General features: G+C 70.0%; 21 protein-coding genes. 8 read left to right on the forward strand and 13 right to left on the reverse strand.

Annotated elements, in window-relative coordinates; genetic code table 11:
* Window positions 1-96: 96 nt before the first annotated feature.
* The 6 genes from LDO27_RS14835 (at window position 97) to LDO27_RS14860 (ending at window position 6951) form a co-directional block, all read left to right on the forward strand.
* Window positions 97-600 carry a Fur family transcriptional regulator gene (locus tag LDO27_RS14835; protein WP_222202728.1) on the forward strand — a complete coding sequence of 168 codons (504 nt, stop codon included), beginning with the start codon at window positions 97-99 and terminating at the stop codon, window positions 598-600.
* An 87-nt stretch (window positions 601-687) separates the two neighbouring features.
* Window positions 688-1761, forward strand: a complete 1074-nt coding sequence (locus LDO27_RS14840; protein WP_224042428.1) for a CobW family GTP-binding protein — start codon at window positions 688-690, stop codon at window positions 1759-1761.
* Window positions 1762-2371: 610 nt separating this feature from the next.
* Window positions 2372-2791, forward strand: coding sequence for an RNA polymerase-binding protein DksA (dksA, locus tag LDO27_RS14845; protein WP_222203275.1), 420 nt, complete (start codon window positions 2372-2374; stop codon window positions 2789-2791).
* Window positions 2792-2985: 194 nt separating this feature from the next.
* The gene (gene zigA / locus LDO27_RS14850) at window positions 2986-4281 is read left to right on the forward strand and encodes a zinc metallochaperone GTPase ZigA (protein WP_224042430.1); all 1296 of its coding nucleotides are present in this window, start codon (window positions 2986-2988) and stop codon (window positions 4279-4281) included.
* Window positions 4271-4681 (forward strand): hypothetical protein, encoded by a 411-nt coding sequence (locus LDO27_RS14855; RefSeq protein WP_224042431.1) that lies wholly within the window; start codon window positions 4271-4273, stop codon window positions 4679-4681. Before zigA ends, LDO27_RS14855 begins: the two co-directional genes overlap by 11 nt.
* A 140-nt stretch (window positions 4682-4821) precedes the next feature.
* Window positions 4822-6951 (forward strand): TonB-dependent receptor, encoded by a 2130-nt coding sequence (locus LDO27_RS14860; protein WP_224042432.1) that lies wholly within the window; start codon window positions 4822-4824, stop codon window positions 6949-6951.
* Between the two features lie 24 nt (window positions 6952-6975).
* On the opposite strand, the gene LDO27_RS14865 is transcribed toward LDO27_RS14860, so the two are convergent.
* Entirely contained in the window at window positions 6976-7941 is a 966-nt protein-coding gene (locus LDO27_RS14865; protein WP_224042434.1) for an SOS response-associated peptidase family protein, read from the reverse strand.
* 213 nt (window positions 7942-8154) lie between these two features.
* Here LDO27_RS14865 and gdhA point away from each other — a divergent pair, with 213 nt between their 5' ends.
* Together gdhA and LDO27_RS14875 are read left to right on the forward strand one after the other, a co-directional pair.
* The gene (gene gdhA, locus LDO27_RS14870) at window positions 8155-9498 is read left to right on the forward strand and encodes an NADP-specific glutamate dehydrogenase (protein WP_222202741.1); all 1344 of its coding nucleotides are present in this window, start codon (window positions 8155-8157) and stop codon (window positions 9496-9498) included.
* Window positions 9499-9665: 167 nt separating this feature from the next.
* Window positions 9666-11246 (forward strand): ABC transporter substrate-binding protein, encoded by a 1581-nt coding sequence (locus LDO27_RS14875; RefSeq protein ID WP_224042435.1) that lies wholly within the window; start codon window positions 9666-9668, stop codon window positions 11244-11246.
* Window positions 11247-11327: 81 nt separating this feature from the next.
* On the opposite strand, the gene LDO27_RS14880 is transcribed toward LDO27_RS14875, so the two are convergent.
* The 12 genes from LDO27_RS14880 to bioA all read right to left on the reverse strand — a co-directional run bounded on the left by LDO27_RS14880 (window position 11328) and on the right by bioA (window position 23009).
* Window positions 11328-11918 (reverse strand): GNAT family N-acetyltransferase, encoded by a 591-nt coding sequence (locus LDO27_RS14880; protein ID WP_224042437.1) that lies wholly within the window; start codon window positions 11916-11918, stop codon window positions 11328-11330.
* Window positions 11902-12831: an MBL fold metallo-hydrolase gene (locus LDO27_RS14885; protein WP_224042570.1), complete on the reverse strand. Its 930-nt coding sequence runs from the start codon at window positions 12829-12831 to the stop codon at window positions 11902-11904. Before LDO27_RS14885 ends, LDO27_RS14880 begins: the two co-directional genes overlap by 17 nt.
* Window positions 12831-13097 (reverse strand): DUF1289 domain-containing protein, encoded by a 267-nt coding sequence (locus LDO27_RS14890; RefSeq protein ID WP_224042439.1) that lies wholly within the window; start codon window positions 13095-13097, stop codon window positions 12831-12833. Before LDO27_RS14890 ends, LDO27_RS14885 begins: the two co-directional genes overlap by 1 nt.
* Window positions 13098-13204: 107 nt before the next feature.
* Window positions 13205-13651, reverse strand: coding sequence for a thioesterase family protein (locus LDO27_RS14895; protein WP_222202746.1), 447 nt, complete (start codon window positions 13649-13651; stop codon window positions 13205-13207).
* Window positions 13648-14160, reverse strand: coding sequence for a YbaK/EbsC family protein (locus tag LDO27_RS14900; RefSeq protein ID WP_222202747.1), 513 nt, complete (start codon window positions 14158-14160; stop codon window positions 13648-13650). The genes LDO27_RS14895 and LDO27_RS14900 overlap by 4 nt, the downstream gene beginning before the upstream one ends.
* Before the next feature lie 36 nt (window positions 14161-14196).
* Window positions 14197-15132, reverse strand: coding sequence for a hydroxymethylglutaryl-CoA lyase (locus tag LDO27_RS14905; RefSeq protein WP_224042441.1), 936 nt, complete (start codon window positions 15130-15132; stop codon window positions 14197-14199).
* 93 nt (window positions 15133-15225) lie between these two features.
* Window positions 15226-16167 carry a 2-hydroxyacid dehydrogenase gene (locus LDO27_RS14910; protein ID WP_224042442.1) on the reverse strand — a complete coding sequence of 314 codons (942 nt, stop codon included), beginning with the start codon at window positions 16165-16167 and terminating at the stop codon, window positions 15226-15228.
* A gap of 105 nt (window positions 16168-16272) precedes the next feature.
* A complete protein-coding gene (locus LDO27_RS14915) occupies window positions 16273-18306 on the reverse strand; it encodes an acetyl/propionyl/methylcrotonyl-CoA carboxylase subunit alpha (protein ID WP_224042444.1) in 2034 nt (677 codons plus the stop codon).
* 160 nt (window positions 18307-18466) lie between these two features.
* Window positions 18467-19537 (reverse strand): biotin synthase BioB, encoded by a 1071-nt coding sequence (bioB, locus tag LDO27_RS14920; protein WP_224042445.1) that lies wholly within the window; start codon window positions 19535-19537, stop codon window positions 18467-18469.
* A 7-nt stretch (window positions 19538-19544) separates the two neighbouring features.
* Complete coding sequence (gene bioD / locus LDO27_RS14925; protein WP_224042447.1) at window positions 19545-20333, reverse strand: dethiobiotin synthase; 789 nt, start codon at window positions 20331-20333, stop codon at window positions 19545-19547.
* Window positions 20330-21550, reverse strand: a complete 1221-nt coding sequence (gene bioF, locus LDO27_RS14930; RefSeq protein ID WP_224042448.1) for an 8-amino-7-oxononanoate synthase — start codon at window positions 21548-21550, stop codon at window positions 20330-20332. Before bioF ends, bioD begins: the two co-directional genes overlap by 4 nt.
* Window positions 21540-23009, reverse strand: a complete 1470-nt coding sequence (gene bioA / locus LDO27_RS14935; RefSeq protein WP_377747220.1) for an adenosylmethionine--8-amino-7-oxononanoate transaminase — start codon at window positions 23007-23009, stop codon at window positions 21540-21542. The genes bioF and bioA overlap by 11 nt, the downstream gene beginning before the upstream one ends.
* Window positions 23010-23194 lie beyond the last annotated feature (185 nt).

A 23194-nucleotide genomic window follows, 5' to 3' on the forward strand; every position in this document is an offset into this window, starting at 1 on the left:
GATGATAGGCCCGGGCGCCGAAAGGCCGAAGTCCCGCCGCTCGGGCGCTGACGCAACTCAATTGCATCACCATGGCGGCTATGGTTAAATCGGCCCATGTCTTCGTCGATTCCCTTCCCGCCCGACGCGCTCGAAGCCGCCCAGGAACGCCTGCGCGAACTGGGCGCGCGCGTGACCCAGCCGCGCGTGGCCATCCTGGCCTGCCTGATGCGGACCGAGGCGCCGCTGACCCACCAGGCCGTGATCGACCGGCTGCCGGGCCAGGGCGAGGCGATCGACCGCGTGACCGTTTATCGCGTGCTGGACTGGCTCGTCGAGCACGGCGTCGTGCAGAAACGGGCCGGCAACGACCGCGTATTCCGCTTCAGCCTGGTGGAGCACGAGGCCGCCCGCGCCCAGGTCCACCGCCAGCATTGCCACTTTCATTGCAGCCGCTGCGACCGCACCTTCTGCCTCGACGCGGCCAGCACGCCGGATGCCGAGGCCACGCCGGCGGTGCCCAGCGGCTTCGCGGTCGAGCACGTCGAGCTGACCGTCAATGGCGTCTGCGCGGAGTGCGGCGCGCGTCCGTCCACGGCCCGCGCGCCGCAGCGCGCCTGAGCGACGCCGTGTCCGCCCCGCCCGCCACGCCTTTCCCGAATTAGCGGCGGCAGCCCTGCCGCCCCACCCTCCCGCGGAGATCCATCCATGTCCAAACTGATTCCGGTCACGATCCTGACCGGCTTCCTCGGCAGCGGCAAGACCACGCTGCTCAAGCGCATCCTCAACGAGCAGCACGGCATGAAGATCGCCGTGATCGAGAACGAGTTCGGCGAAGAGAACATCGACAACGAGATCCTGGTGCAGGACGGCCGCGAGCAGATCGTGCAGATGAGCAACGGCTGCATCTGCTGCACGATCCGCGGCGACCTGGTGCAGGCCCTGTCGGACCTGATCGCCCGCCGCGACGCCGGGGAACTGGACTTCGACCGCGTGGTGATCGAGACCACCGGGGTCGCGAACCCCGGCCCGGTGGCGCAGACGTTCTTCATGGACGACGAGATCGCGACGCGCTACCTGCTGGACGCGGTGATCACGCTGGTCGACGCCAAGCACGGCAACATGCAGTTGGACAAGCAGGAGGAGGCCCAGCGCCAGGTGGGCTTCGCCGACGCCATCTTCATCACCAAGTCGGACCTGGTGACGCCGGACGACGTGGCGGCGCTGCGCCACCGGCTGCTGCACATGAATCCGCGCGCGCCGATCGCCACCGCCAACTTCGGCGAGGCGCCGATCGAATCGATCTTCGACCTGCGCGGCTTCAACCTGAACGCCAAGCTCGAACTCGATCCGGAATTCCTCAGCATCGACGAGCACGAGCACGGCCACGATCACGCGCACGGCGACCATTGCGCCGACGACTGCGGGCACGATCACGATCACGGCCACGGCCATGCCCACGACCATCACCACCATCATCACCACACGGACCGCATCGCCTCGTTCGTCTTCCGCAGCGACAAGCCCTTCCACTACGCCAGGCTGGAGGAATTCCTGTCCGGCATCCTCAGCGTCTACGGGGAAAAGCTGTTGCGCTACAAGGGCGTGCTCTATATGGAGGGGGTGGACCGCAAGGTGGTGTTCCAGGGCGTGCACCAGCTGATGGGCAGCGATATTGCGGGCAAATGGGAAGACGAGACGCCGGGCACCAGAATGGTGTTTATCGGTGTGGATCTGCCCCGCGATGCGATTCTGAAGGGGCTGGCCAACTGCCTGGCCTGATCGGGGAAACCCGGATGCGTCGGCCGGCAGTGCGTCAACCGCCATGCCGGGACGCATGTCCCACGCTTTTGTCCGGTTTTCTCCCGTATCTCCTAAAAAATTGTTCAAGTACAATAGTCCGGATGTGATGCGGGCAACGCGGTATCGAGCCGTTCCTCCGCATCGTATGCAGGGCGGCAGTCGTCGTCAGCATGAGACGGGGTCGCCCGCCAGGTGCGACCGCAGGCGTTTCATGCGATGACCGTCTTCCGCCGGGACCCGCCACGCGCCGCACCGCCGGGCTGATCGAACCGACAGCCAAGGACGAGGACAGGCGTAACAGCACGCGAAAGAAAGGGGTCCCATGGTAGCCGCAACAAAAACCAAAGAAGGCCGCAGCAAGACCGCCAGTGCTGCGACGCAGGCACTGAAGGCGCAGGTGGAGGAATCTGCGCCCACCCCAAGCGACGGCACGGTGCCAGCCGACGCGTCGGGGACCAAGGGGGGCACGCGAAGCAGCAAGTCTGCAGCCAGCCAGAGTGAAACGTCCGCGCCGCGCAAGCGCCCGGACACCGCATCCGAGCGGCCCGAGACGCCGCCGGTCGCATCAACAAGAGAATCAGCAGCAACCATGAGCAGCAAAAAACTTCTGACTGAAGCTGAAATCCTGAAGATGGACGACAAGGATTACATGAACGAGGCGCAATTGGCCTTTTTCAAGAATCGCCTTGAACAGCTGCGGGACGACATCCTCAAGAACGCCGACCAGACCACCGAGCACCTGCGCGAAACGGTCATCGTGCCGGACCCGGCCGACCGGGCGACCATCGAGGAAGAACACGCGCTGGAGCTGCGCACGCGTGATCGCGAGCGCAAGCTGCTGAAGAAGGTCGAGCAGTCGCTGTCGCGCATCGAGTCGGGCGACTATGGCTGGTGCGAAGAGACCGGCGAGCCGATCGGCGTGCCGCGCCTGCTGGCCCGTCCCACCGCCACGCTGTCGCTGGAGGCGCAACAGCGCCGCGAACTGCGCCAGAAGCTGTTCGGCGACTGAAAGCGCGGCGGCCCGGCACGGCCGCCACGCCGGCACGATTCGTACGGCCCGGACTTCCGGGCCGTTTTTGCGTCCGCGCGGCATGGCCCGCCGCGCCCCGCCGGTGTGCTCAGCCGGCGTTGTTTCTGATACAGTCGCAACCTTGTTGCAATAACCCCAACCACCAATCGCGCCGCGTCCGCCGGCGCCATGCCATGGCCGACCGCCGTCTTCCCGTCACCGTCCTGTCCGGCTTTCTCGGGGCCGGCAAGACCACGCTGCTGCAGCACCTGCTGGCCAATCGCGAAGGCCGGCGCGTCGCCGTCATCGTCAACGACCTGGCCGACGTCAATATCGACGCGCGGCTGCTTGGCGACGGCATCGTGGCCCAGCGCAGCGAACGGCTGATCGAGCTGACCAACGGCTGCATCTGCTGCACGCTGCGCGAGGACCTGCTGGGCGAGATCGGCAAGCTGGCGCGGGAAGGACGGTTCGACTATCTCGTGGTGGAATCGACCGGCGTGGCCGAGCCGCTGCCCATCGCGGAGACCTTCACCTTCGAGGACGAGCACGGCCAGGCGCTGGACGCCGTCGCCCGGCTCGACACCATGGTCACCGTGGTCGACGCGGCCCACTTCCTGCGCGACTACAGCGACGCGGACTTCCTGCGCGAGCGCGGGCAGGCGCGCGACGACGAGGACGACCGCACCGTGGTGGACCTGCTGATCGAGCAGGTCGAGTTCTGCGACGTCATCGTGCTGAACAAGCTGGACCTGATCGACGAGGACGCCCGCGCCCGGCTCACCACGCTGCTGCACGCGCTGAACCCGCGCGCCGACATCGTGCCTGCCTCGTTCGGCAAGGTGCCGCTCGAGCGCGTGCTGGACACCGGCCGCTTCGACTTCGAGGCGGCGGCGGCCGCGCCCGGGTGGCTGGCCGAGCTGCGCGGCGAGCACGTGCCGGAGAGCGAGGAGTACGGCATCGGCAGCTTCGTCTACCGGCGCCGCCGCCCCTTCCATCCCCGCCGCTTCGCGGACCTGATCCATACCGAATGGCTGCGCGAGCACGGCACCGTGCTGCGCTCCAAGGGTTTTTTCTGGCTGGCCACGCGCATGGACACGGCCGGCACCTGGGGCCAGGCCGGCGGCGTGTGCCGCCATGGCGGCGCGGGCGCGTGGTGGGCTGCCATCGACCCGGCCGAGTGGCCAGACGATGACGAGACGCTGGCCGGCATCCGCGCCGACTCGGAGGAAAACGGGCAGCCCGCGCCCTACGGCGACCGCCGCCAGGAACTGGTGCTGATCGGCCAGGGCATGGACCGCGCCGCGCTCGAAGCCGCGCTCGATGCCTGCCTGCTGGACGACGCCGAGATGGCCGCTGGCCCGCAGGCCTGGGCCAGCTACGACGACCCGTTCCCGAGCTGGGAAGACGATCTGGACGACGGGCACGACGACGACCACGGCCACCACCACCATGGCGACTGCGGCTGCCATGGCGAGCATGACCACTGAGCGCCTGGCCGGCGCCATGCGCCGGCGCGGCCTGGGCTGGTGGCCGGCGCTGTGGCTGGTCCTGTGCCTGCTGCTGGCGCAGCACGCCGGCATCGTGCACCGCGTGGTGCATGGCGGCCTGCAGCAGGCGCCGATCGCTCCGGCTGCGACAGCAACCGCCGGGGGCGCGCCCGATGCCGCGCACGCGCACCGCGCCGATAGCCTGAAGCCGTCCGGACACTCCTGCGTACTGTTCGACGCCGCCACCGCGGCCGACACGCTGTGCGACGGCCCGCCCATGCCGCGGCTCGCGCATGGCAAACCCGTCCTGCCCCCCAGCATCACCTGGCGCTGGCCCCACCTTCCCCCCGCGCGCCCCTTCCTGTCGCGCGCCCCTCCCTCGCCGTTCGCCTTCGCCTGAGATCCCGCGGCGCCCTTGCGCCGCGGCGTTCCGTCGCCGCTACCGCCGCCCGCCCCGCCACGCGCCAGATCCGCGTGCCGGCAACGCGCGCGGCCGGCGCGACGGACCGACACCCATCGACGAAAAACGAATCGCGAGCCATGTCCTCCATCCAGAACACCGCCTTCCCGCGCCGCGCGCCGCTGGCCGCCGCCGCCCTGCTTGTCGCCACCAACGCCTTTGCGCAGGCCAACCCGTCCGCCCCAGCCCCGGCCTCCACCGCCGCGCCCGCCACGCTCAACGAAGTGGTGGTCACCGCCAATCCGCTGGGCAGCGCCCTCAACGAAATGGTCGCCCCGGTTTCGGTGCTGCAGGGCGACGGCCTGACGCTGCGCCAGGGCAGCACCATCGGGGAAACGCTGGACCGCCTGCCGGGCGTGTCGACCACTTACTTCGGCCCCAACGCGAGCCGCCCGGTGATCCGCGGCCTCGATGGCGACCGCATCAAGATGCTGCAGAACGGCGGCGCCACCATCGACGCCTCGACGCTGTCCTACGACCACGCCGTGCCCATCGACCCGCTGGTGGCCGAGCGCATCGAAGTGGTGCGCGGACCGGCCGCGCTGATGTACGGCGGCAACGCGCTCGGTGGCGTGGTCAACGTCATCGACAACCGCATCCCCAAGGAGCCCATCGAGGGCGTGACCGGCGCGCTGGACCTGGGCGCCACCATCGACGGGGACGCGGCCCGCAACGCCAGTGCGCTGATCGAGGCCGGCAACGGCCGCTTCGCCGTGCATGCCGATGCCTTCGCCCGCAAGACGAGCGACCTGCGCATTCCCGGCTATGCCCGCAGCGCGCGCCTGCGCGAGAGCCAGCCGCTGGCCGAAGGCGAGACCGAAGTCTCCGGCCGCCTGCCGAACACCAACGCCAACCAGGAAGGCGGCGCGCTGGGCGGCTCCTATACCTGGGCGGACGGCTTCGTCGGCGCCAACTACAGCACCTATCGCAACGACTACGGCACGCCGGCCGAGGAGGGCGTGCGCCTGGACATGAAGCAGGACCGCTTTGCGCTGGAAGGCGAGGCCCGCAACCTGTCCGCCAACACCCGCGGCCTGTTCGAATCGGTCAAGGCCAAGGTCGGCTTCACCGACTACGAGCACCGGGAGATCGAGGACGGGGAGACCGGCACGGTCTTCAAGAACCGCGGCTGGGATGCCCGTTTCGAGGCCCGCCACGCCAATATCGGCGGCATGTCGGGCGTGATCGGCACCCAGTTCGGCGCCACGCGCTTCTCGGCGCTGGGCGAGGAAGCCTTCGTGCCGAGCACCGATACCGACAACGCGGCGCTGTTCGTCTTCGAGGAACTGCCGCTGGACGCCAATGGCGACCTGAAGCTGAACCTTGGCGGACGCCTGGACCACAGCAAGGTCAAGGCGCGGGCGAACGGCAACGAGCGCTTCGCGGACGCCGAGCGCAGCTTCAACGCCACCAGCGCCTCCGCGGGGCTGCTCTACAAGCTGGCGCCGGCCTGGTCGCTGACGTCGAACGTCGCGTACACCGAGCGCGCGCCGACGTTCTACGAGCTCTACGCCAACGGCCCCCATGTGGCCACCGGCGCGTGGGAACAGGGCGATCCGAACGCGAACAAGGAACGCGCGACCTCGCTGGACCTGGGCGTGCGCTTCCGGCAGGGCGACCACAGCGCCGGCGTGTCCGGCTACTACAGCCGCTTCTCGAACTACCTCGCGCTGTCGAACACCGGCAATGCGCGCGACGAGGAGGGCAACCTGGTCGAGCCCGGCAGCGAGGGCGCGCTGCCCGAGCTGCGCTACCTCGGCGTACCCGCGACGCTGTACGGCTTCGAGGCCGAAGGCAAGACCCGCCTCGCCCGCCGGCTGCTGGGCAGCGGCGACACGCTGGACTTCGAGGCCCGGGCCGACTACGTGCGCGGCGAGAACCGCGAGACCGGCGAGCCGCTGCCGCGGCTGTCGCCGCTGCGGCTGGCCGGCGCGCTGGTCTATGGCGCGGGCGCGTTCGGCGCGCGCGTGGACGTGACCTGGTCCGCGCGGCAGAGCCGCGTGCCGGCCAACGACACGCCGACCGATGCCTACACCATGCTGGGCGTGGCGCTCACCTACAAGATCAAGAGCGGCCGCACACAGACGCTGCTCTATGTGCGCGGCGACAACCTGACCAACGAGGAGGCGCGCAGCGCCACCTCCCTGCTGCGCGACATCGCGCCGCTGGCGGGCCGCAGCGTCAAGATCGGGATGCGCACGACGTTCTGACCCGGTCCGGCACTGGCGGCCGCTTCAGGCGGCCAGCCGGTGCTCCAGCACGGCCGGCTCGCGGTCGGCGAGGATCGCATGCAGCGACGCCAGGTCGCGCGGATCGGGGTCGAGCCACGCGTCGAGGTTCTCGCGCCGGATCGGCACGATGCAGCGATCGTGGCCGGCCGCCGCCACTTCGGGCGGCGGCTCGTCGGTGATCGCGGCGAACGAGAACAGGTCCGGCTCGCCATCGCGCCCCTTGTGGAACGACCACAGGCAGGCCACCAGCATCTCGCGCGCTGGCCGCGGGCGGAATTCCAGCACCACGTTCTGCGGACGCTCGCCCTCGCGCAGCTCCCGGTGCTCGACCCGGTGGCGCGGGACGTTCTCGAAGAAGGCATTGACGACCAGGATGCCGTGGCGATAGCCGAACAGCTCCCGCCACGCGCCTTCCAGCGCGTCGCGCCGCGCGTTGTACGTGCCCGGCTTGCGCTTTTCCATCTCCTCGGTCCAGCCGGGCAGCCGGCACTGGTAGCGCATCGGTACCAGCTTGCGCTGGCCGTCCTTGACCACCATCACCGGGGCATAGTGGCCCGGAAAGATGCGCGCGTCGTCGGCCGCCGGCGCGGTGCGCCGCAGGTCGGCCAGGTTGCGCTGCGCCCGCGCGATCTTGTCGGCGGCGATCCGCCGGTCGTTTTCGGCCTTCTTCGTGATTCGCGCGGCCAGGGCTCGTTCGGCCTCGGCCAGCCGCGTGCGCTGCTGGAACAGTTCGGCCTCGAAGGCGTTGGCCAGCTCGCGGTCGCCGGCCTCCACGAGACCGGCGAGCTCGCGCTCCCGTTCGTCCCGCGGCTGGGCCAAGGCGGCGCGCATCGCCTTGGGAATGCGGTGCCATCCCCCGTCGCGGCGCCGGGTCCAGAACAGTTCGACGAAACGCTCGAAGCTGAGCACCGCGCCGTACTCCCGGGAGAACCGGCGGAAGTCGGCTTCGATCTGCGCGGAGTAACACATGGATGGCCTCCCTGGCGGCATGGGTGCTAACGCGGGCGCGCGCAACGCCATCATGCCATCGTCCACCGCCCTGCCGGCGGGCGCGCGCAAAGCCCGTGCTACAGTCGAACCTCCCAATCGGCCGGTGCCCGCCCCGCGCGGCGCCGCCTTCCGACGAGCAAACAGCCCGGCACGTACCGGGCGCCGTCGATAAACTTCAGCCAGATCATTCCCGTGACAGCACTTTCCCTCGACGCATTCCTGGCCGGCGTTTCCCGGCGCGACCCCGACCAACCTGAATTCCTCCAGGCCGTGAAGGAAGTCATGATGACCCTGTGGCCGTTCGTCGAGCGAAATCCGCGCTATGGCCAGCAGGCGCTGCTGGAGCGGCTGGTGGAACCCGAGCGGATCATCCAGTTCCGCGTCGCATGGGTCGACGACCGCGGCCAGGTGCAGGTCAACCGGGCGTTCCGCGTGCAGCACAGCTCGGCCATCGGTCCGTACAAGGGCGGCATGCGCTTTCACCCGACGGTGAACCTGTCGGTGCTCAAGTTCCTCGGCTTCGAGCAGACCTTCAAGAACGCGCTGACCACGCTGCCGATGGGCGGCGGCAAGGGCGGCTCGGACTTCGATCCCAAGGGCAAGTCGGACGGCGAGGTGATGCGCTTCTGCCAGGCGCTGATGACCGAGCTGCACCGCCACCTGGGCCCGGACACCGACGTGCCCGCAGGCGACATGGGCGTGGGGGCGCGCGAGGTCGGCTTCATGGCCGGCATGATGAAGAAGCTGACCAACGACGCGGCGTGCGTGTTTACCGGCAAGGGGCTGGCGTTCGGCGGCTCGCTGATGCGCCCCGAAGCCACGGGCTATGGCGCGGTCTATTTCGCGCGCGAGATGCTGCACCGCCGCGGGCGCGAGTTCGACGGGCTGCGCGTGCTGATCTCCGGTTCGGGCAATGTCGCCCAGTACGCCGCCGAAAAGGCCATCGAGCTGGGCGCCAAGGTACTGACGCTGTCCGACTCCGGCGGCGTGCTGCACTACCCGGACGGCATCGACGCCGAGCAGCTGGCGGAGCTGATGACCTTCAAGAACGAGCAGCGCGGCCGCCTGCAGGACTTCGCGCAGGCGCGCGGACTGCGCTTCGAGCCGGGCCGCACGCCGTGGCACGTGCCGGCGGACGTCGCGCTGCCGTGCGCGACGCAGAACGAGCTGAACGCCGACGACGCGCGCACGCTGCTGGCCAACGGCGTGTTCTGCGTGGCCGAGGGCGCCAACATGCCCTCCACGCTCGAGGCGGTGGACGTGTTCCTTGCCGCGCGCATCCTGTACGCACCGGGCAAGGCCAGCAACGCCGGCGGCGTGGCCACCTCGGGACTCGAAATGGCGCAGAACGCCATGCGCCTGTCCTGGCATCACGCCGAGGTCGACGAGAAGCTGCACGCGATCATGAAGGACATCCACCAGAACTGCATCCACCACGGCCAGAAGGAAGACGGCTATATCAACTACGTCGAGGGCGCCAACGTGGCGGGCTTCGTCAAGGTGGCCGACGCGATGCTGGCGCAGGGCGTCATCTAGCGCCCCGGCGCGCATGGGCGGCCCCGCAACCGCGGTGCGCCGCGCACCCGCGCGGGGCATCCGGAGCCTCGCCGCGGTGCAGCGCGGCACGCGGGTCTATCCGTCTTGACACCCCTGGAGGCCGCTCCCGACAATGCGGCCACACCACCACCTCACAGGGGTCTTCGATGCAATCCGTTCGTCGTTCGCTGCGTGCCGCGGCGCTGGCCACAAGCCTTGCCTTCGGCGTCGCCGCCCTGCCCGTGCAGGCGGCAGGGCTGACCATCGGCCTGTCCGGCGATATCACCTCCCTCGACCCGCACTATCACAACGTCACGCCCAACGCGAACGTGGCCGAGCACATGTTCGAGACGCTGATCGCGAAGGACGAGAAGATGCGCTTCAAGCCGGCGCTGGCGACGAGCTGGAAGGCGGTCGACGACACCACGTGGGAAGTGAAGCTGCGCCCCGGCGTGAAATTCCACGACGGCAGCGAGTTCACGTCGGCCGACGTCGTGTACTCGCTGAACCGGCCCGCCACGGTCAAGAACAGCCCCTCGCCGTACACCATCTACACCAAAGGCTTCAAGGACATCGCCGCAGTCGACAAGCTGACCGTGCGCATCACCACCAACGGCCCTTACCCGCTGGTGCCGAACGACCTGTCGACCATCTACATGGTGTCGAAGAAGGCCGCCGAGAACGCCAGCAGCGACGACTTCAACAGCGGCAAGGCGATGATCGGCACCGGACCCTACAAGTTCGCCGCGTTCCGCAAGGGCGATCGCGTGGAACTCACCCGCAACGACGCCTACTGGGGCAGCAAGCCGGAGTGGGATACCGTGTCGCTGCGCATCCTGACCAACGACGCGCCGCGCGTGGCGGCGCTGCTGGCCGGCGACGTGCAGGTGATCGAGAACGTGCCCACCTCGGACGTGCGCAAGCTCTCCGGCGATGCCAACGTCTCGGTGTTCAAGGTGCCGACGTTCCGCATGATGTACCTGCACCTGGACAGCAATCGCGACGTCTCGCCGTTCGTGGCCGACAAGAGCGGCAAGCCGCTGGCGAAGAACCCGCTCAAGGATGCGCGCGTGCGCGAGGCCATCTCCAAGGCCATCTCGCGCCAGGCCATCGTCGAGCGCGTGATGGAAGGCGCGGCAGAGCCCACCGGGCAACTCGTCAACAGCACGCTGTTCGGCCATGTGCCCAACCTCAAGCCCGACGCGCTGGACGCGGCCGGCGCGAAGAAGCTGCTGGCCGAGGCCGGCTATCCCGAAGGCTTCCAGCTGACGCTGCACGCGCCGAACAACCGCTACGTCAACGACGAGCAGGTGGCGCAGGCGATCGCCTCGATGCTGACCCGCATCGGCATCCAGACCCGCGTCGAGGCGATGCCGTCGGCGACGTTCTTCACGCGCGCCAACAAGCTGGAATTCTCCTTCATGCTGGCCGGCTGGGGCGCGGATACCGGCGAGGCCGGCTCGTCGCTGAAGTCGCTGCTGGCGACCTATGACACGGCCAAGGGCTGGGGCGCCTCCAACCGGGGCCGCTACAGCAATCCGGCGCTGGACGCCAAGCTGACCACGGCGCTGACGACCATCGACGACAAGGCACGCGAGAAGCTGCTGCAGGAAGCCACCGAGATCGGCGTCAAGGACTATGGCGTGATCCCGCTGTACTACCAGATCAACGTCTGGGCGGCCAAGAAAGGCTACAAGGTGATCCCGCGCCAGGACGAGCGCACCTACGCGTTCAGCATCACGCGCTGATGCGCGGGCGCCGTCGCGGCGCCCGCAGCGGTAAGGGCCGGTCCTTGGCGAGGGGCCGGCTTTTTTTACGCCCGTTACGCCTTACGCGCCGTCGCGGGCTCGCGTACCGAACGATTCCGGCACCAGCGAGTACACCGCGGCCGCGCACGGCACGCCATGCAGCACCAGCCGGTTGCGCGCGATGCATTCGAGCAGCGCGCCGGTTTTCTCGGCGACGCGCCGGCTCGCCGCGTTGTGCTCGGCGGCGATGATTTCCACGCGCGTCAGGCGCAGGCGGTGAAAGCCGTAGCAGGCCATCAGCACCGCCGCCCTTGTGGCCAGCCCCTGCCCCTGCCGGCTCTGCCGGATCCAGTAGCCCAGGTTGGCCATGCCGTGCTCGGGCGCGAGCTGGTTCAGCGCGACGCCGCCGAACAGCTCGCGGCCATCGGGCGAGAACACGCCGATATCGTAGGAATAGCCGGCCGCCAGGTTCTCGCCGCACAGCTCCACCCACAGCCGCGCATCGCGCACGCTGTAGTCGGGATGCGCCCACGGCATCCAGCGCGACAGCGTCGGCACCGACTCGCGCACCGCGGTGGCGAACTGGCCCGCGTCGGAATAGCGGAATGGCCGCAGCGAAAAGCCGGCGCCGTGCAGCGGCAGCATGCCGTGGCCCTCAGTCCCGGTTGACAACATCGTCGCCGTCCCTGGTAGCCGCGCCCGCCTTGTCCAGCGCGGCGATCACGTCGTCGGCGATCTGCGCCAGCGTGCGGTCCGCCATGTAGCGCGCCTGGATGCGCAGCATCAGCGGCGCCTGCGCCATCCACCCGAGCAGCGCGGCCCGCGTCATGCGGCGCTGCTCCAGCAGCTTGAACTTGACCAGCACCTTCAGCGCATGCGAGGCGTTGCGCAACGGATCGGCGCGCAGGTACGCCAGGCGTCCGCCGGCGCGTTCCAGCGCCGCGCCGACGTCGGCGAACGGGCGGCCATGGCCCGGAATCACCAGCCGCACATCGAGCGCCGCGATACGCTCGAGCACCGCCGCCTGCTCGGCGAAGCCGCTTTCGCCATCGAGCTCGGGAAAGATCACGCCGAAGCCGTGCTCCCACAGCGCGTCGCCCGAGATCAGCAGGCGCTCCTGCGGCGCGAACAGCATCACCGCGTGCGGATCGTGCCCCGGGGCGGCAATCACCTGCCAGTCGATGCCGGCAAGCCGCATCACGGCGCCATCCGCGAGCAGGCCGTCGAAGGTGAAGCGGTCGCACTGCTGGCCGGTGGCGCGATAGGTCAGCGCGTCGACGTCCCAGCGCGACACCGCGTCGGCTTCCGCGGCGGGAATCCAGGTGGAAGGCGCCCATTGCCGCTGCAGCAGCGCGTTGCCGCCGCAGTGGTCCGAATGCAGGTGGGTGTTGATCAGGCGCTCCAGCGGCCGGCCGGCGAGGCCCGCCTGCACCAGCGCCAGCGTCTGCGGGGCGTGCGACACGTAGCCGGAGTCGACCAGCGCCGCGCCGCCATCGTCGACGAACAGCACGTTGTTGGCCGACAGCCAGCCGCGTTCGAAGACCTGCATGCCGGCGGGCAGCGCAAGGGCGGAGGCGGTGGCCATCATCGCGAAGGGTCGACAGGGGATTGCACGGTGCCCGCGGCGCGCGCCGGCAGAGCCCGCCAGATGGCGCGTTTGTCCGCATCCGGGCGCGTGCCCCAGCCGGCGATCTCCTCCAGCGTGCGCAGGCACCCCTCGCAATAGCCGTTCGCATCCATGCGGCAGATATTGCGGCAGGGCGAAGGCACCGGGCTGGCGTGCTGCGCCGCGGCGGCGCCGCGCGTCAGGTCGGCGACGAGGTCGGCAAGAAAGTCGGGATCGGCGGGCATGGAGGTTGTGCTGGTGTCACCGCGAAGTGTAGCGCCAACGCGGCCCCGGAGCGGATATGGCGCCGCTTTTTGCGCTACGCCGTGCTGCCGTCTACCCGTTCCCCCGCTCAGCCGCGCGCGGATTCCTGCTGGCGCGCGACCTTGGCCGCCAGCCTGTCGTTGAAGCGGGCGGCATCGATCAGATGGCGCTCGTGCACGCCCTCGGAAATCTTGTCCTCGCCGTCCCACGCGCTCAGTTCGAAGCGCAGCTTGCGGCCCTCGATGGCGACCAGCTCGCCCTTGACCGTGATGGTCATGCCGGCGGGCGTCGGCGCCAGATGGGAGAAGCTGACCAGCGTGCCCAGCGACTGCTCGCGCGGCCAGTCCAGGTGTTCCAGCAGCATCTGCAGGCAGGCGCACTCCATGATGCCGACCATATAGCCGGTGGCGAGCACGTCGGGCATGTCGGCGCAGCCGGGGATGTCGTCGTACAGATTGGGCACGGTGGCCTTGGGCGGCACGGTGTACTGCCAGGTGAAGGTCTGGCCCGCGGCCAGCGGCGGTCTCGTCGTCATGCGCTCTCCTGCGCGACATCGGCCACTTCCGCGCCGGTCATGGCCTGCAATTGCTGCGGCGTGAGATTGAACACCGCGTGCGGATGCCCCGCGGCGGCCCACAGGCTGTCGTAGCGGAACAGGTCCCGGTCCAGCAGCATCACCGGCGCCACCGCATGGCCGATCGGGCAGACGCCGCCGATGGCATAGCCGGTCTTCTCGCGCACGAAGCGGGCGTCGGCCTTGCCCAGCGCCCCGACGCGCGCCGCCACCTTGGCTTCGTCGACGCGATTGCCGCCGCTGGCGATCACCAGCACCGGCGCATCGTCGGCCAGGCGCCGGAAGATGATCGACTTGGCGATCTGCTCGACCTGGCAGCCCAGGCCGGCGGCGGCCTCGGCCGAGGTCTTGCCGCTGGCGGGCAGCATCACGATGGGCCGGTCGTGGCCCAGGGCGGCCAGCAGGCCGGCCACGCGCCGCGCGGCGTCCGGAAGCGCTTCGCCGGCGGCATTCGCTGCGGGGTTCTGCATGCGGGAAGTCTCCTGTTCTCGTTTTCGCCGGCGCGCTCAGACGCAGGCGGGCGCGGCGTCCGCGGCGGACGCCCACTTGGTGAGCAGCGCGCGGCCCACGCGCGAGCTGTTCGGGCGGCCGATGGCCTGCGAGATATAGTCCCCGGCGCGCACGACCTTGTCCAGGTCGATACCGGTGCGCAGGCCCATGCCGTGCAGCATGTACAGCACGTCCTCGGTCGCCACGTTGCCGGTCGCGCCCTTGGCATAAGGGCAGCCGCCCAGGCCCGCGACGGAGGCGTGGAAGATGGCGATGCCGACATCCAGGCTCGCCAGGATATTGGACAGCGCCTGGCCGTACGTATCGTGGAAATGCCCGGACAGGCGGTCGAGCGGGAATTCCGCCGCGGCGGCGCGCATGACTTCCTGCACCCGCACCGGCGTGCCCACACCGATGGTGTCGGCGATATCGATCTCGTCGCAGCCGATATCGCGCAGGCGGCGCACCACGTCGGCCACGGCCGAGACGGGCACCTCGCCCTGGTACGGACAGCCCAGCGAACACGAGATGCTGCCGCGCACCCGCACACCCTTCTCCTTCGCGGCGGCCGCCACCGGCTCGAAGCGCGCGATCGATTCGGCGATCGAGCAGTTGATGTTCTTCTGCGAGAACGCTTCGCTGGCGGCGCCGAAGATCACCACCTCGTCGGCGCCCGCCGCGACCGCGCCCTCGAAGCCCTTCATGTTCGGCGTGAGCACCGAATACAGCGTGCCGGGGCGGCGCTGGATCGACGCCATCACCTGCGCGCCGTCGGCCATCTGCGGCACCCACTTGGGCGAGACGAACGAGGCCGCCTCGATATTGACGAAGCCGGCGTCGGTCAGGCGGTCGACCAGCGCCACCTTCACTTCGGTGGGCACCATCGTCTTCTCGTTCTGCAGTCCATCGCGCGGACCGACTTCGACGACTTTCACATAGTTCGGCAGATTCATGGCATTGCCTCGTCTCGTTGAGGCCGCGCCCGGACGACGCGGCCGTGATCTTGTCCGCCCGGATGTGTCCCCGGATCGGCCCGCACTGCGGTTTCAGTAGCCGCGCGCGATATCCACCACGCCGGCGATCGGCTGGCCCTGCTGCAGCGCGCGGATCTTGCCCGCGATCTGCGCGATACTGTCCTCGCGCAGGGTCAGCGCGGAGATATGCGGCGTAATGGTGATGCGCGGCTCGCGCCAGAATGCATGTTCGGCGGGTAGCGGCTCGGTGCGGAACACGTCCAGCGTGGCGCCGGCGAGCTGGCCCTGCTGCACCGCTTCGAGCAGATCCTGCTCCACCACGTGCGGGCCGCGCGCCACGTTGATCAGATAGGCACCCTTGGCCAGCTTGCCCAGCAGCCTGGCATCGATGATGTTCTCGGTCTCGTCCGTCAGCGGCAGCACGTTGACCAGCACCCGCAGGCCATCGAGGAAGGCGTCCTGGCGCTGCGCGCCGGCGTAGCCCTGCACGCCCTCAACGTCCTTGGGCGAGCGGCTCCACCCGCGCACCGGAAAGCCGAACGAGGCCAGCGTGCGGGCGATATGCGAGCCCAGCGTGCCGACGCCCATCACGCCGATGGTGAAGTCGCCGCGCCGATAGGGCTTGAGGAATTTCCAGGTGCCGGCCTGCTGCTGGCCGGCGTAGTCGTCGAGGCGGCGGAAGTAGCGCAGCACCGCCGCGGTCACGTACTCGGCCATCTGCGCGGCCATGCCCGCATCGTCCAGGCGCACGATGGGTACGCCGGCCGGCAGCGCCTGCGGGTCGTCATCGCGCAGCCGCAGGATGCCGTCGACGCCGGCGCCGAGGTTGAATACCGCGCGCAGGTCGGTGCGGCCCTTGAGCATCGCCAGCGGCGGGCGCCACACCACGGCGTAGTCCACCGGCTGGCCCTGCGATTCTTCCCACGTCACGCACTGCGCCTCGGGCAGGGCCTCGGCGAAGCCTTCGATCCACGGGGCATAGCGGCCGTCCGGCACGTACAACTGCAGCTTCATTGCATCTCCACCCAGGTGTCCTTGTTGATGTCGTATTGTCGCAGACGTTAGCGCCACGGTTGGTTTTGCTCCCCTCTCCGGCCGGCGGCAGAGGGGAGCGGACATTCACGCTTTCGCCTCGAACCCCAGCAACTGCTCGCCTTCGCCGACCTGTTCGCCCACGCCGTACAGCACCTCGCCCACCACGCCGTCCGCCGGCGCGCTGATGGTGTGCTCCATCTTCATCGCCTCCATCACCAGCAGCGGTGTGCCGCGCGTGACGCTGGCACCGGCCTCGACCATCACGGCGATGACCTTGCCCGGCATCGGCGCGGTCAGCTTGCCGCCCTCGCCCTCGGCTTCGCCGGCATGGGCGAGCGGATCGAGCCACTCCAGCGCGACATGGCGTCCGCCGACGAAGACGTGCAGCGTTTCGCCTTCCGCATGCACCTGGCCATGCACACGCCGCGTGCCCAGATCGATGCGGATATCGTCGTTGACGCAATGGGACGAGAACGGCGCGGCCTGGTCGGCGAAGGACAGCGTGCTGCCGCGCTCCTCGGCTTGCAGCGTGGCCTCCAGCGTCTGGCCGGCGATGCCGAACCGCAGCACGCGGCGCGCGCCGCCATTGAGCCGCCACGGGCCGGCATGGGTCCAGGGCGAATGGCGGTCGGCCGCATCGATGCGCCGCTCGCGCCTTTCGCTGTCCAGCACGGCCGCCACCGCCAGCGCGATGACCTCGATGCCGACCGGCGCCGGGGCCGGGAACAGCGCGTCGTGGTTGCGCTCGATCAGGCCCGTGTCGAGATCGGCGGTGCGGAAGGCCTGCGACGACACCAGGCGCTGCAGGAAGGCGATATTGGTGGACAGCCCGACCACGTGGTACGCGGCCAGCGCCTGGCGCATGCGCGACAGCGCCTCGTCGCGGTCGCGGCCCCAGACGATCAGCTTGGCGATCATCGGGTCGTAGTACGGGCTGATGGTGTCGCCCTCGCGCACGCCCGAGTCGATCCGCACGCCGGCCGGGCCATGCCCGCCGGTCTCGCCGGCGCCGCCGCGCATGAATTGCACCGCCGGCGGCGTGCGCAGATAGCGCAGCTTGCCGGTCGAGGGCAGGAAGTTGTTGTCCGGGTTCTCCGCGTAGATGCGCGCCTCAAGCGCATGGCCGTCGATGCGCAGCTGCTCCTGCGCGAGCGGCAGCGCTTCTCCCGCGGCTACGCGCAGCTGCCATTCGACCAGGTCCTGTCCGGTGATCATTTCGGTGACCGGATGCTCGACCTGCAGCCGCGTGTTCATCTCCATGAAGTAGAACGAGCCGTCCTGGTTGGCGATGAACTCGACGGTGCCCGCGCCCACGTAGCCGACCGCGCGCGCCGCGGCGACCGCGGCCTCGCCCATCGCGCGCCGCCGTTCCTCGCTCATCCCCGGGGCCGGCGCCTCCTCCAGCACCTTCTGGTGGCGCCGCTGCACCGAGCAGTCGCGCTCGAACAGGTAGACGCAGTTGCCGTGCGTATCGGCGAACACCTGGATCTCGATATGGCGCGGACGGGTGAGGTACTTCTCCACCAGCACCTTGTCGTCGCCGAAACTGGCCTGCGCCTCGCGCTTGACCGAGGTCAGCGCCGCCTCGAAGCCCTCACTCGCCTCGACCACGCGCATGCCCTTGCCGCCGCCGCCGGCGCTCGCCTTGAGCAGCACCGGATAGCCGATGCGGTCGGCCTCGCGGCGCAGCAGTGCCGGGTCCTGGTCCTCGCCGTGATAGCCCGGCACCAGCGGCACGGCCGCCTTCTCCATCAGCTGCTTGGCCGCGCTCTTGCTGCCCATCGCGCGGATCGCCGACGCGGGCGGTCCGATAAAGACCAGTCCCGCGGCAGCGCAGCCTTCCGCGAAGCCCTCGTTCTCGGACAGGAAGCCATAGCCCGGGTGGATGGCCTGCGCCCCGGTCTCGCGCGCCATCTCGATCAGGTGGTCCGCGCGCAGATAGCTGTCGCGCGCCGCCGCGCCACCGATATGCACCGCCTCGTCGCAGAAGGCCACATGGCGGGCGTCGGCGTCGGCGTCCGAGTACACGGCGACCGTGCGGATGCCGAGCCGGCGGCAGGTGGCCGCGACGCGGCAGGCAATCTCGCCGCGATTGGCGATCAGGATCTTGTTGAACATGGCTCCTCCTTGTGAATGGGGAACGGCGACGGCGCTACCGACCGCCTGCAAACCGGCCCCCCCGTCGCCCCCCGCGCAGGCCGGTGCCCGGCGACTTTCGGGAGCCACTGGGATCCCGCATGCGCGGGAACGACGGGGAGGACGAATCGGCTGCGCAAGGTCATCCCGCGTGTCCTTCCGCGCGGATGCCGAGCCGGTCCAGCAGCGCGCGGTCGCGCGCCGCCTGCGGGTTGGCGGTGGTCAGCAGCTTGTCGCCGTAGAAAATGGAATTGGCGCCGGCCAGGAAGCACAGCGCCTGCAAGGCTTCGTCCATGGCCTCGCGGCCGGCGGACAGGCGCACCATCGCGCGCGGCATGGTGATGCGCGCGACCGCGATGGTGCGGACGAACTCGAACGGGTCCAGCGGCGCCGTATCGGCCAGCGGCGTGCCCTCGACCGCGACCAGATTGTTGATGGGCACCGACTCGGGATACGGGTCCAGGTTGGCCAGCTGCGCGATCAGCCCGGCGCGCGCCTCGCGCGTCTCGCCCATGCCGACGATGCCGCCGCAGCAGACGTTGATGCCCGCCTCGCGCACATGGCCGATGGTGTCGAGCCGGTCCTGGTAGGTGCGCGTGCCGATGATCTTGCCGTAGAACTCCGGCGAGGTATCGAGGTTGTGGTTGTAGTAGTCCAGCCCGGCGTCCTTCAGCCGCTGCGCCTGCTCGGCGCGCAGCATGCCCAGCGTCACGCAGGTCTCCAGGCCCATGGCCTTGACCTCGCGCACCATGTCGATGACCGGCTCCAGATGGCGGTCCTTGGGGCTGCGCCAGGCGGCGCCCATGCAGAAGCGCGTGGCGCCATTGGCCTTGGCCGCGCGCGCGGCGTCGAGCACCTCGTCCAGGCCCATCAGCTTCTCGGCCTTGACGCCGGCATCGTGGTGCGCGCTCTGCGGGCAATAGCCGCAGTCCTCCTCGCAGCCGCCGGTCTTGATGGACAGCAGCGTGGACAGTTGCACGGCGTTGGCATCGAAGTGCTCGCGGTGCGCCTGCTGCGCGCGGAACAGCAGGTCGTTGAACGGCAGCGCGAACAGGGCGGCGACGCCGGCGACGGTCCAGGCGCCGGCGGCATCGGCGGCATCGGCGGCATCGCCCGAGTCTGCGAACTGGCGTGCGGTGCGGCGCAGCGCGTCGGCGGAAATGGTGGCGGTGGCGGTGTTCGCGGTCGTGTTGGTGGTTGCGGTGATGGTCATGATCGATTCAATTCGGTGTTGTCGCGGCGAGGCTGTGGGCCGGGGTGGCCGCCTCGTCGTGGCGATGTTCTGGATTGGCGGGCGCGGAGGTGGCAAGCAGCGCAGACAGGTCGAGCAGGCCGGCGGCATGCCGCGGGTCCGGACCGTCCTGCCAGGGCAGCGTGCCGAGGTGGGGCGCGTCGAAGGCGCCCAGCGCGTCGCGCAGCGTGGCGATGTTGTCGTCGGCAAGCGGCATGGCCGGATCGATGCGGTTGGCGACCCAGCCGGCCAGACGCAGGCCGCGCGCGCGGATGGCCTCGGCGCTCAGCATGGCGTGATTGAGGCAGCCAAGCCGCAGGCCCACCACCAGCACCACGGGCAGCGCGAGCATGGCGGCGAGGTCGGCGGTATCCCAGCCGTGCTCGCCGGTATCGAGCGGCACGCGAAAGCCGCCGACGCCCTCCACCACGACCGCGTCGGCCCGCGCGCGCAGCGTGTCGAACGCGGCGACGATCGGCTCGCGCGCGATACGCACACCGTCCGCCTCGGCGGCCAGGTGCGGCGAGCACGGCGTGCGCAGCAGGTAGGGACAGGTCAGCGCCGGGGGTACCGGCACGCTGCTGGCCGCGCGCAGTTGCGCGACATCGTCGTTGTGCCACGCCCCGTCGCGCCATTCGCAGCCGCTGGCGACGGGCTTCATGCCCACGGCGGCAAGGCCGGTGGCGCGCAGCGCATGCAGCAGCGCCGTGCTGACATGGGTCTTGCCCACGCCGGTGTCGGTTCCGGCGACGAAGCAGGCGAAGGATGCTGTCGTCATGCGGCGGCCTCCGTCGTCATCGCGGTAGCGGCCAGCGCCGACAGCAGGCGCTCGACATCGTCCGCGGCGTGCGAGGCCGACAGCGTGATGCGCAGCCGCGCCGTGCCGGGCGCCACCGTGGGCGGCCGGATGGCGCCCACGCGGATGCCCTGCGCTTCCAGCGCGCCCGAGAGCGCGAGCGCGGCGGCGTTCTCGCCGACGATCAGCGGCTGGATCGCCGTCGCGCTGTCCCCCAACTGCCAGCCGGCCCGCGCGCACAGCGGCGCGAGACCGCCACGCAGTTGCGCGATGCCGTGCGCGAGCCGGGCGCGCCGCGCCGCGCCTTCGTCGCCCTCGATCAGGGCGAGGCTGGTCAGCAGCGCATGGGCCGCGGCCGGCGGAGCCGCCGTGGTGTAGATATAGCTGCGCGCGGTATTGATCAGATGGTCGATCACCAGCGGATGCGCGGCCACGAACGCGCCCGCGACGCCGGCCGCCTTGCCCAGCGTGCCGATATAGATCAGCCGCTCGGACGACAGCCCGAAGTGTTCCAGCACGCCGCGCCCGCGCTCGCCGAGCACGCCGAAGCCGTGCGCATCGTCGACCACGAGCCAGGCGTCGTGCCGATCGGCCAGCGCAAGCAGTTCTGCCAGCGGCGCAAGATCGCCGTCCATGCTGAAGACGCTGTCGGTGACGATCAGCCGGAGCGGCGTGTCGCACTCCCGCAGCTGCGCGTCCAGCGCGGCCACGTCGGCATGCGGGTAGCGCCGCACCGCCGCGCGGGCGAGCCGAGCGCCGTCGATCAGCGAGGCATGGTTCAGCGTCTCGCAGAACAGCGTGGCGTCGCTGTCGCCCAGCGCGGTCAGCACGGCGAGGTTGGCCATATAGCCTGTGCAGAAGTACAGCGCCTGCGCGTGGGGCACGTGCGGCGCGAGCCAGCGCGCAAGTTCGCCCTCCAGCCGCTGGTGCGCCACCGAATGGCCGCTGACCAGATGCGAGGCGCCGCTGCCCGCGCCATAGCGGGCGGCGCCTTCGGCGAACGCGGCCACCACGGCGGGATGGCTGGCCAGGCCCAGATAGTCGTTGCTGCAGAAGGTCAGCAGCGGGCGCGCCTCGTCGCCCGGCGCGGCGCTCACGGTCTGGCGCGGTGCGCAGGCGCTGTGGGCAATGCGGCGCCGGCGCGTAAGCGCCTGCGCATCGCGGGCCGCCGCCGCGCGGGAAAGTCGCTCAAGCAGCATGGCGCACCTCCGCTTGCCGGGCCGGCGCAGGCCCGGCATCGCACAGCGCACCTTCGCCCAGTACGGCGTCGAGCGCCGCGTGCAGGCGCGCGCCCAGCCAGCGCGACTGGGCGGCGTCGAGCACGTAGGGCGGCATGGCGTACAGCGTGTCGCCGATCGGGCGCACCAGCACGCCCTCCGCGAGCGCGGCCCGATGGAAACGCGCGGCGAAACCGTCGACGGCGTGCTCCGGCCTGACGTCCGCGGCCCAGATCATGCCGCGCTGGCGCGCCCGGTGCAGCCGCGGATCCGCGGCCAGCGCGGCCATGCCTTCTGCCAGCCACTGGGCACGCAGGCGGTTGCCGGCCAGCACGTGCTCCCGCTCGAACACGTCCAGCGTGGCCAGCGCCGCGCGGCACGCGAGCGGGTTGCCGGTATAGGAATGCGAATGCAGGAAACTGCGCGCCAGATCGTCGGCCACGAAAGCCTGGTGGATGGCCGGGCGCGACAGCACCAGCGATAGCGGCAGATAGCCGCCGCTGATGCCCTTGGACAGGCACAGGAAGTCGGGCCAGTGCTGCTCGTGCAGCGGGTCGCCGCCGCGGGCCTGCTCCCATGCGAAGAAGGTACCGGTGCGGCCGCAGCCGACCGCGATCTCGTCGGCGATCAGGTGGACGCGATAGCGGTCGCACAGCGCGCGCACGCCGTCCAGATAGCACGGGTCATGCATCGCCATGCCCGCCGCGCACTGCACCAGCGGTTCCACGATCAGCGCGGCAATCTGGTTGGCGCGCGCCTGCAGCAGCGCCTCCAGCGCCGCCAGCGCGCGCTGCGCCACCGAGCGCGCCGTCTCGCCGTCCGCCGCCTGGCGTGCATCCGGCGACATCACGACATGCGCGCGCATCAGCAGCGGGTCGTAGGCATCGCGGAAGACCGCCACGTCGGTGACCGCCAGCGCGCCGACGGTCTCGCCGTGATAGCCGTCGCGCAGGCACACGAACTCGCGCTTGCCGGGCAGCCCGCAGTTGCGCCAGTAGTGGAAGCTCATCTTCAGCGCGATCTCGACGGCCGAGGCACCGTCGGACGCATAGAACGCATGGCCGAGCGCACCGCCGGTCAGCGCGGACAGGCGTTCGGCCAGCTCCACCGCGGGCGCATGTGTGCAGCCGGCCAGCATCACGTGTTCGAGCGTGTCGAGCTGCGCCTTGAGCGCGGCGTTGATGGCCGGGTGCCCATGGCCGAACAGGTTGACCCACCAGGAACTGGTGGCGTCGAGATAGCGGCGGCCATCGGCATCGATCAGCCAGGGCCCTTCGCCGCGCGCGATGGCCAGGGGCGGCTCGCCGGCACCGGGGCGCAGCGGCGTGCACGGATGCCATACCGCGCGCAAGCTGCGCTGGCCCAGCGGGATGTGTTCAGGGAAACGAGGATCGGACAGGTTTTCCAAGGAAGCCCTCCTGAGTTGACCGTCCGCGCGCATGGGCGCACGGCGGGAGCCGGGCTGGCATGCGGGAGCGGGCGGATTGGGGAGGGCCATGTTAGGAGGGTCCTTGTCGGCTTGGCAATCGACGAGCGGGACGGCATTTGCGCGCGTGTTGACGGCAGAAGACGACGCGCCGCGCAAGAATGCGGGCAAAATGCGCCGCACGCCGGTCAACGCCCCGC

The sequence above is a fragment of the Cupriavidus respiraculi genome (assembly GCF_914271545.1).
GTDB lineage: Bacteria > Pseudomonadota > Gammaproteobacteria > Burkholderiales > Burkholderiaceae > Cupriavidus > Cupriavidus respiraculi.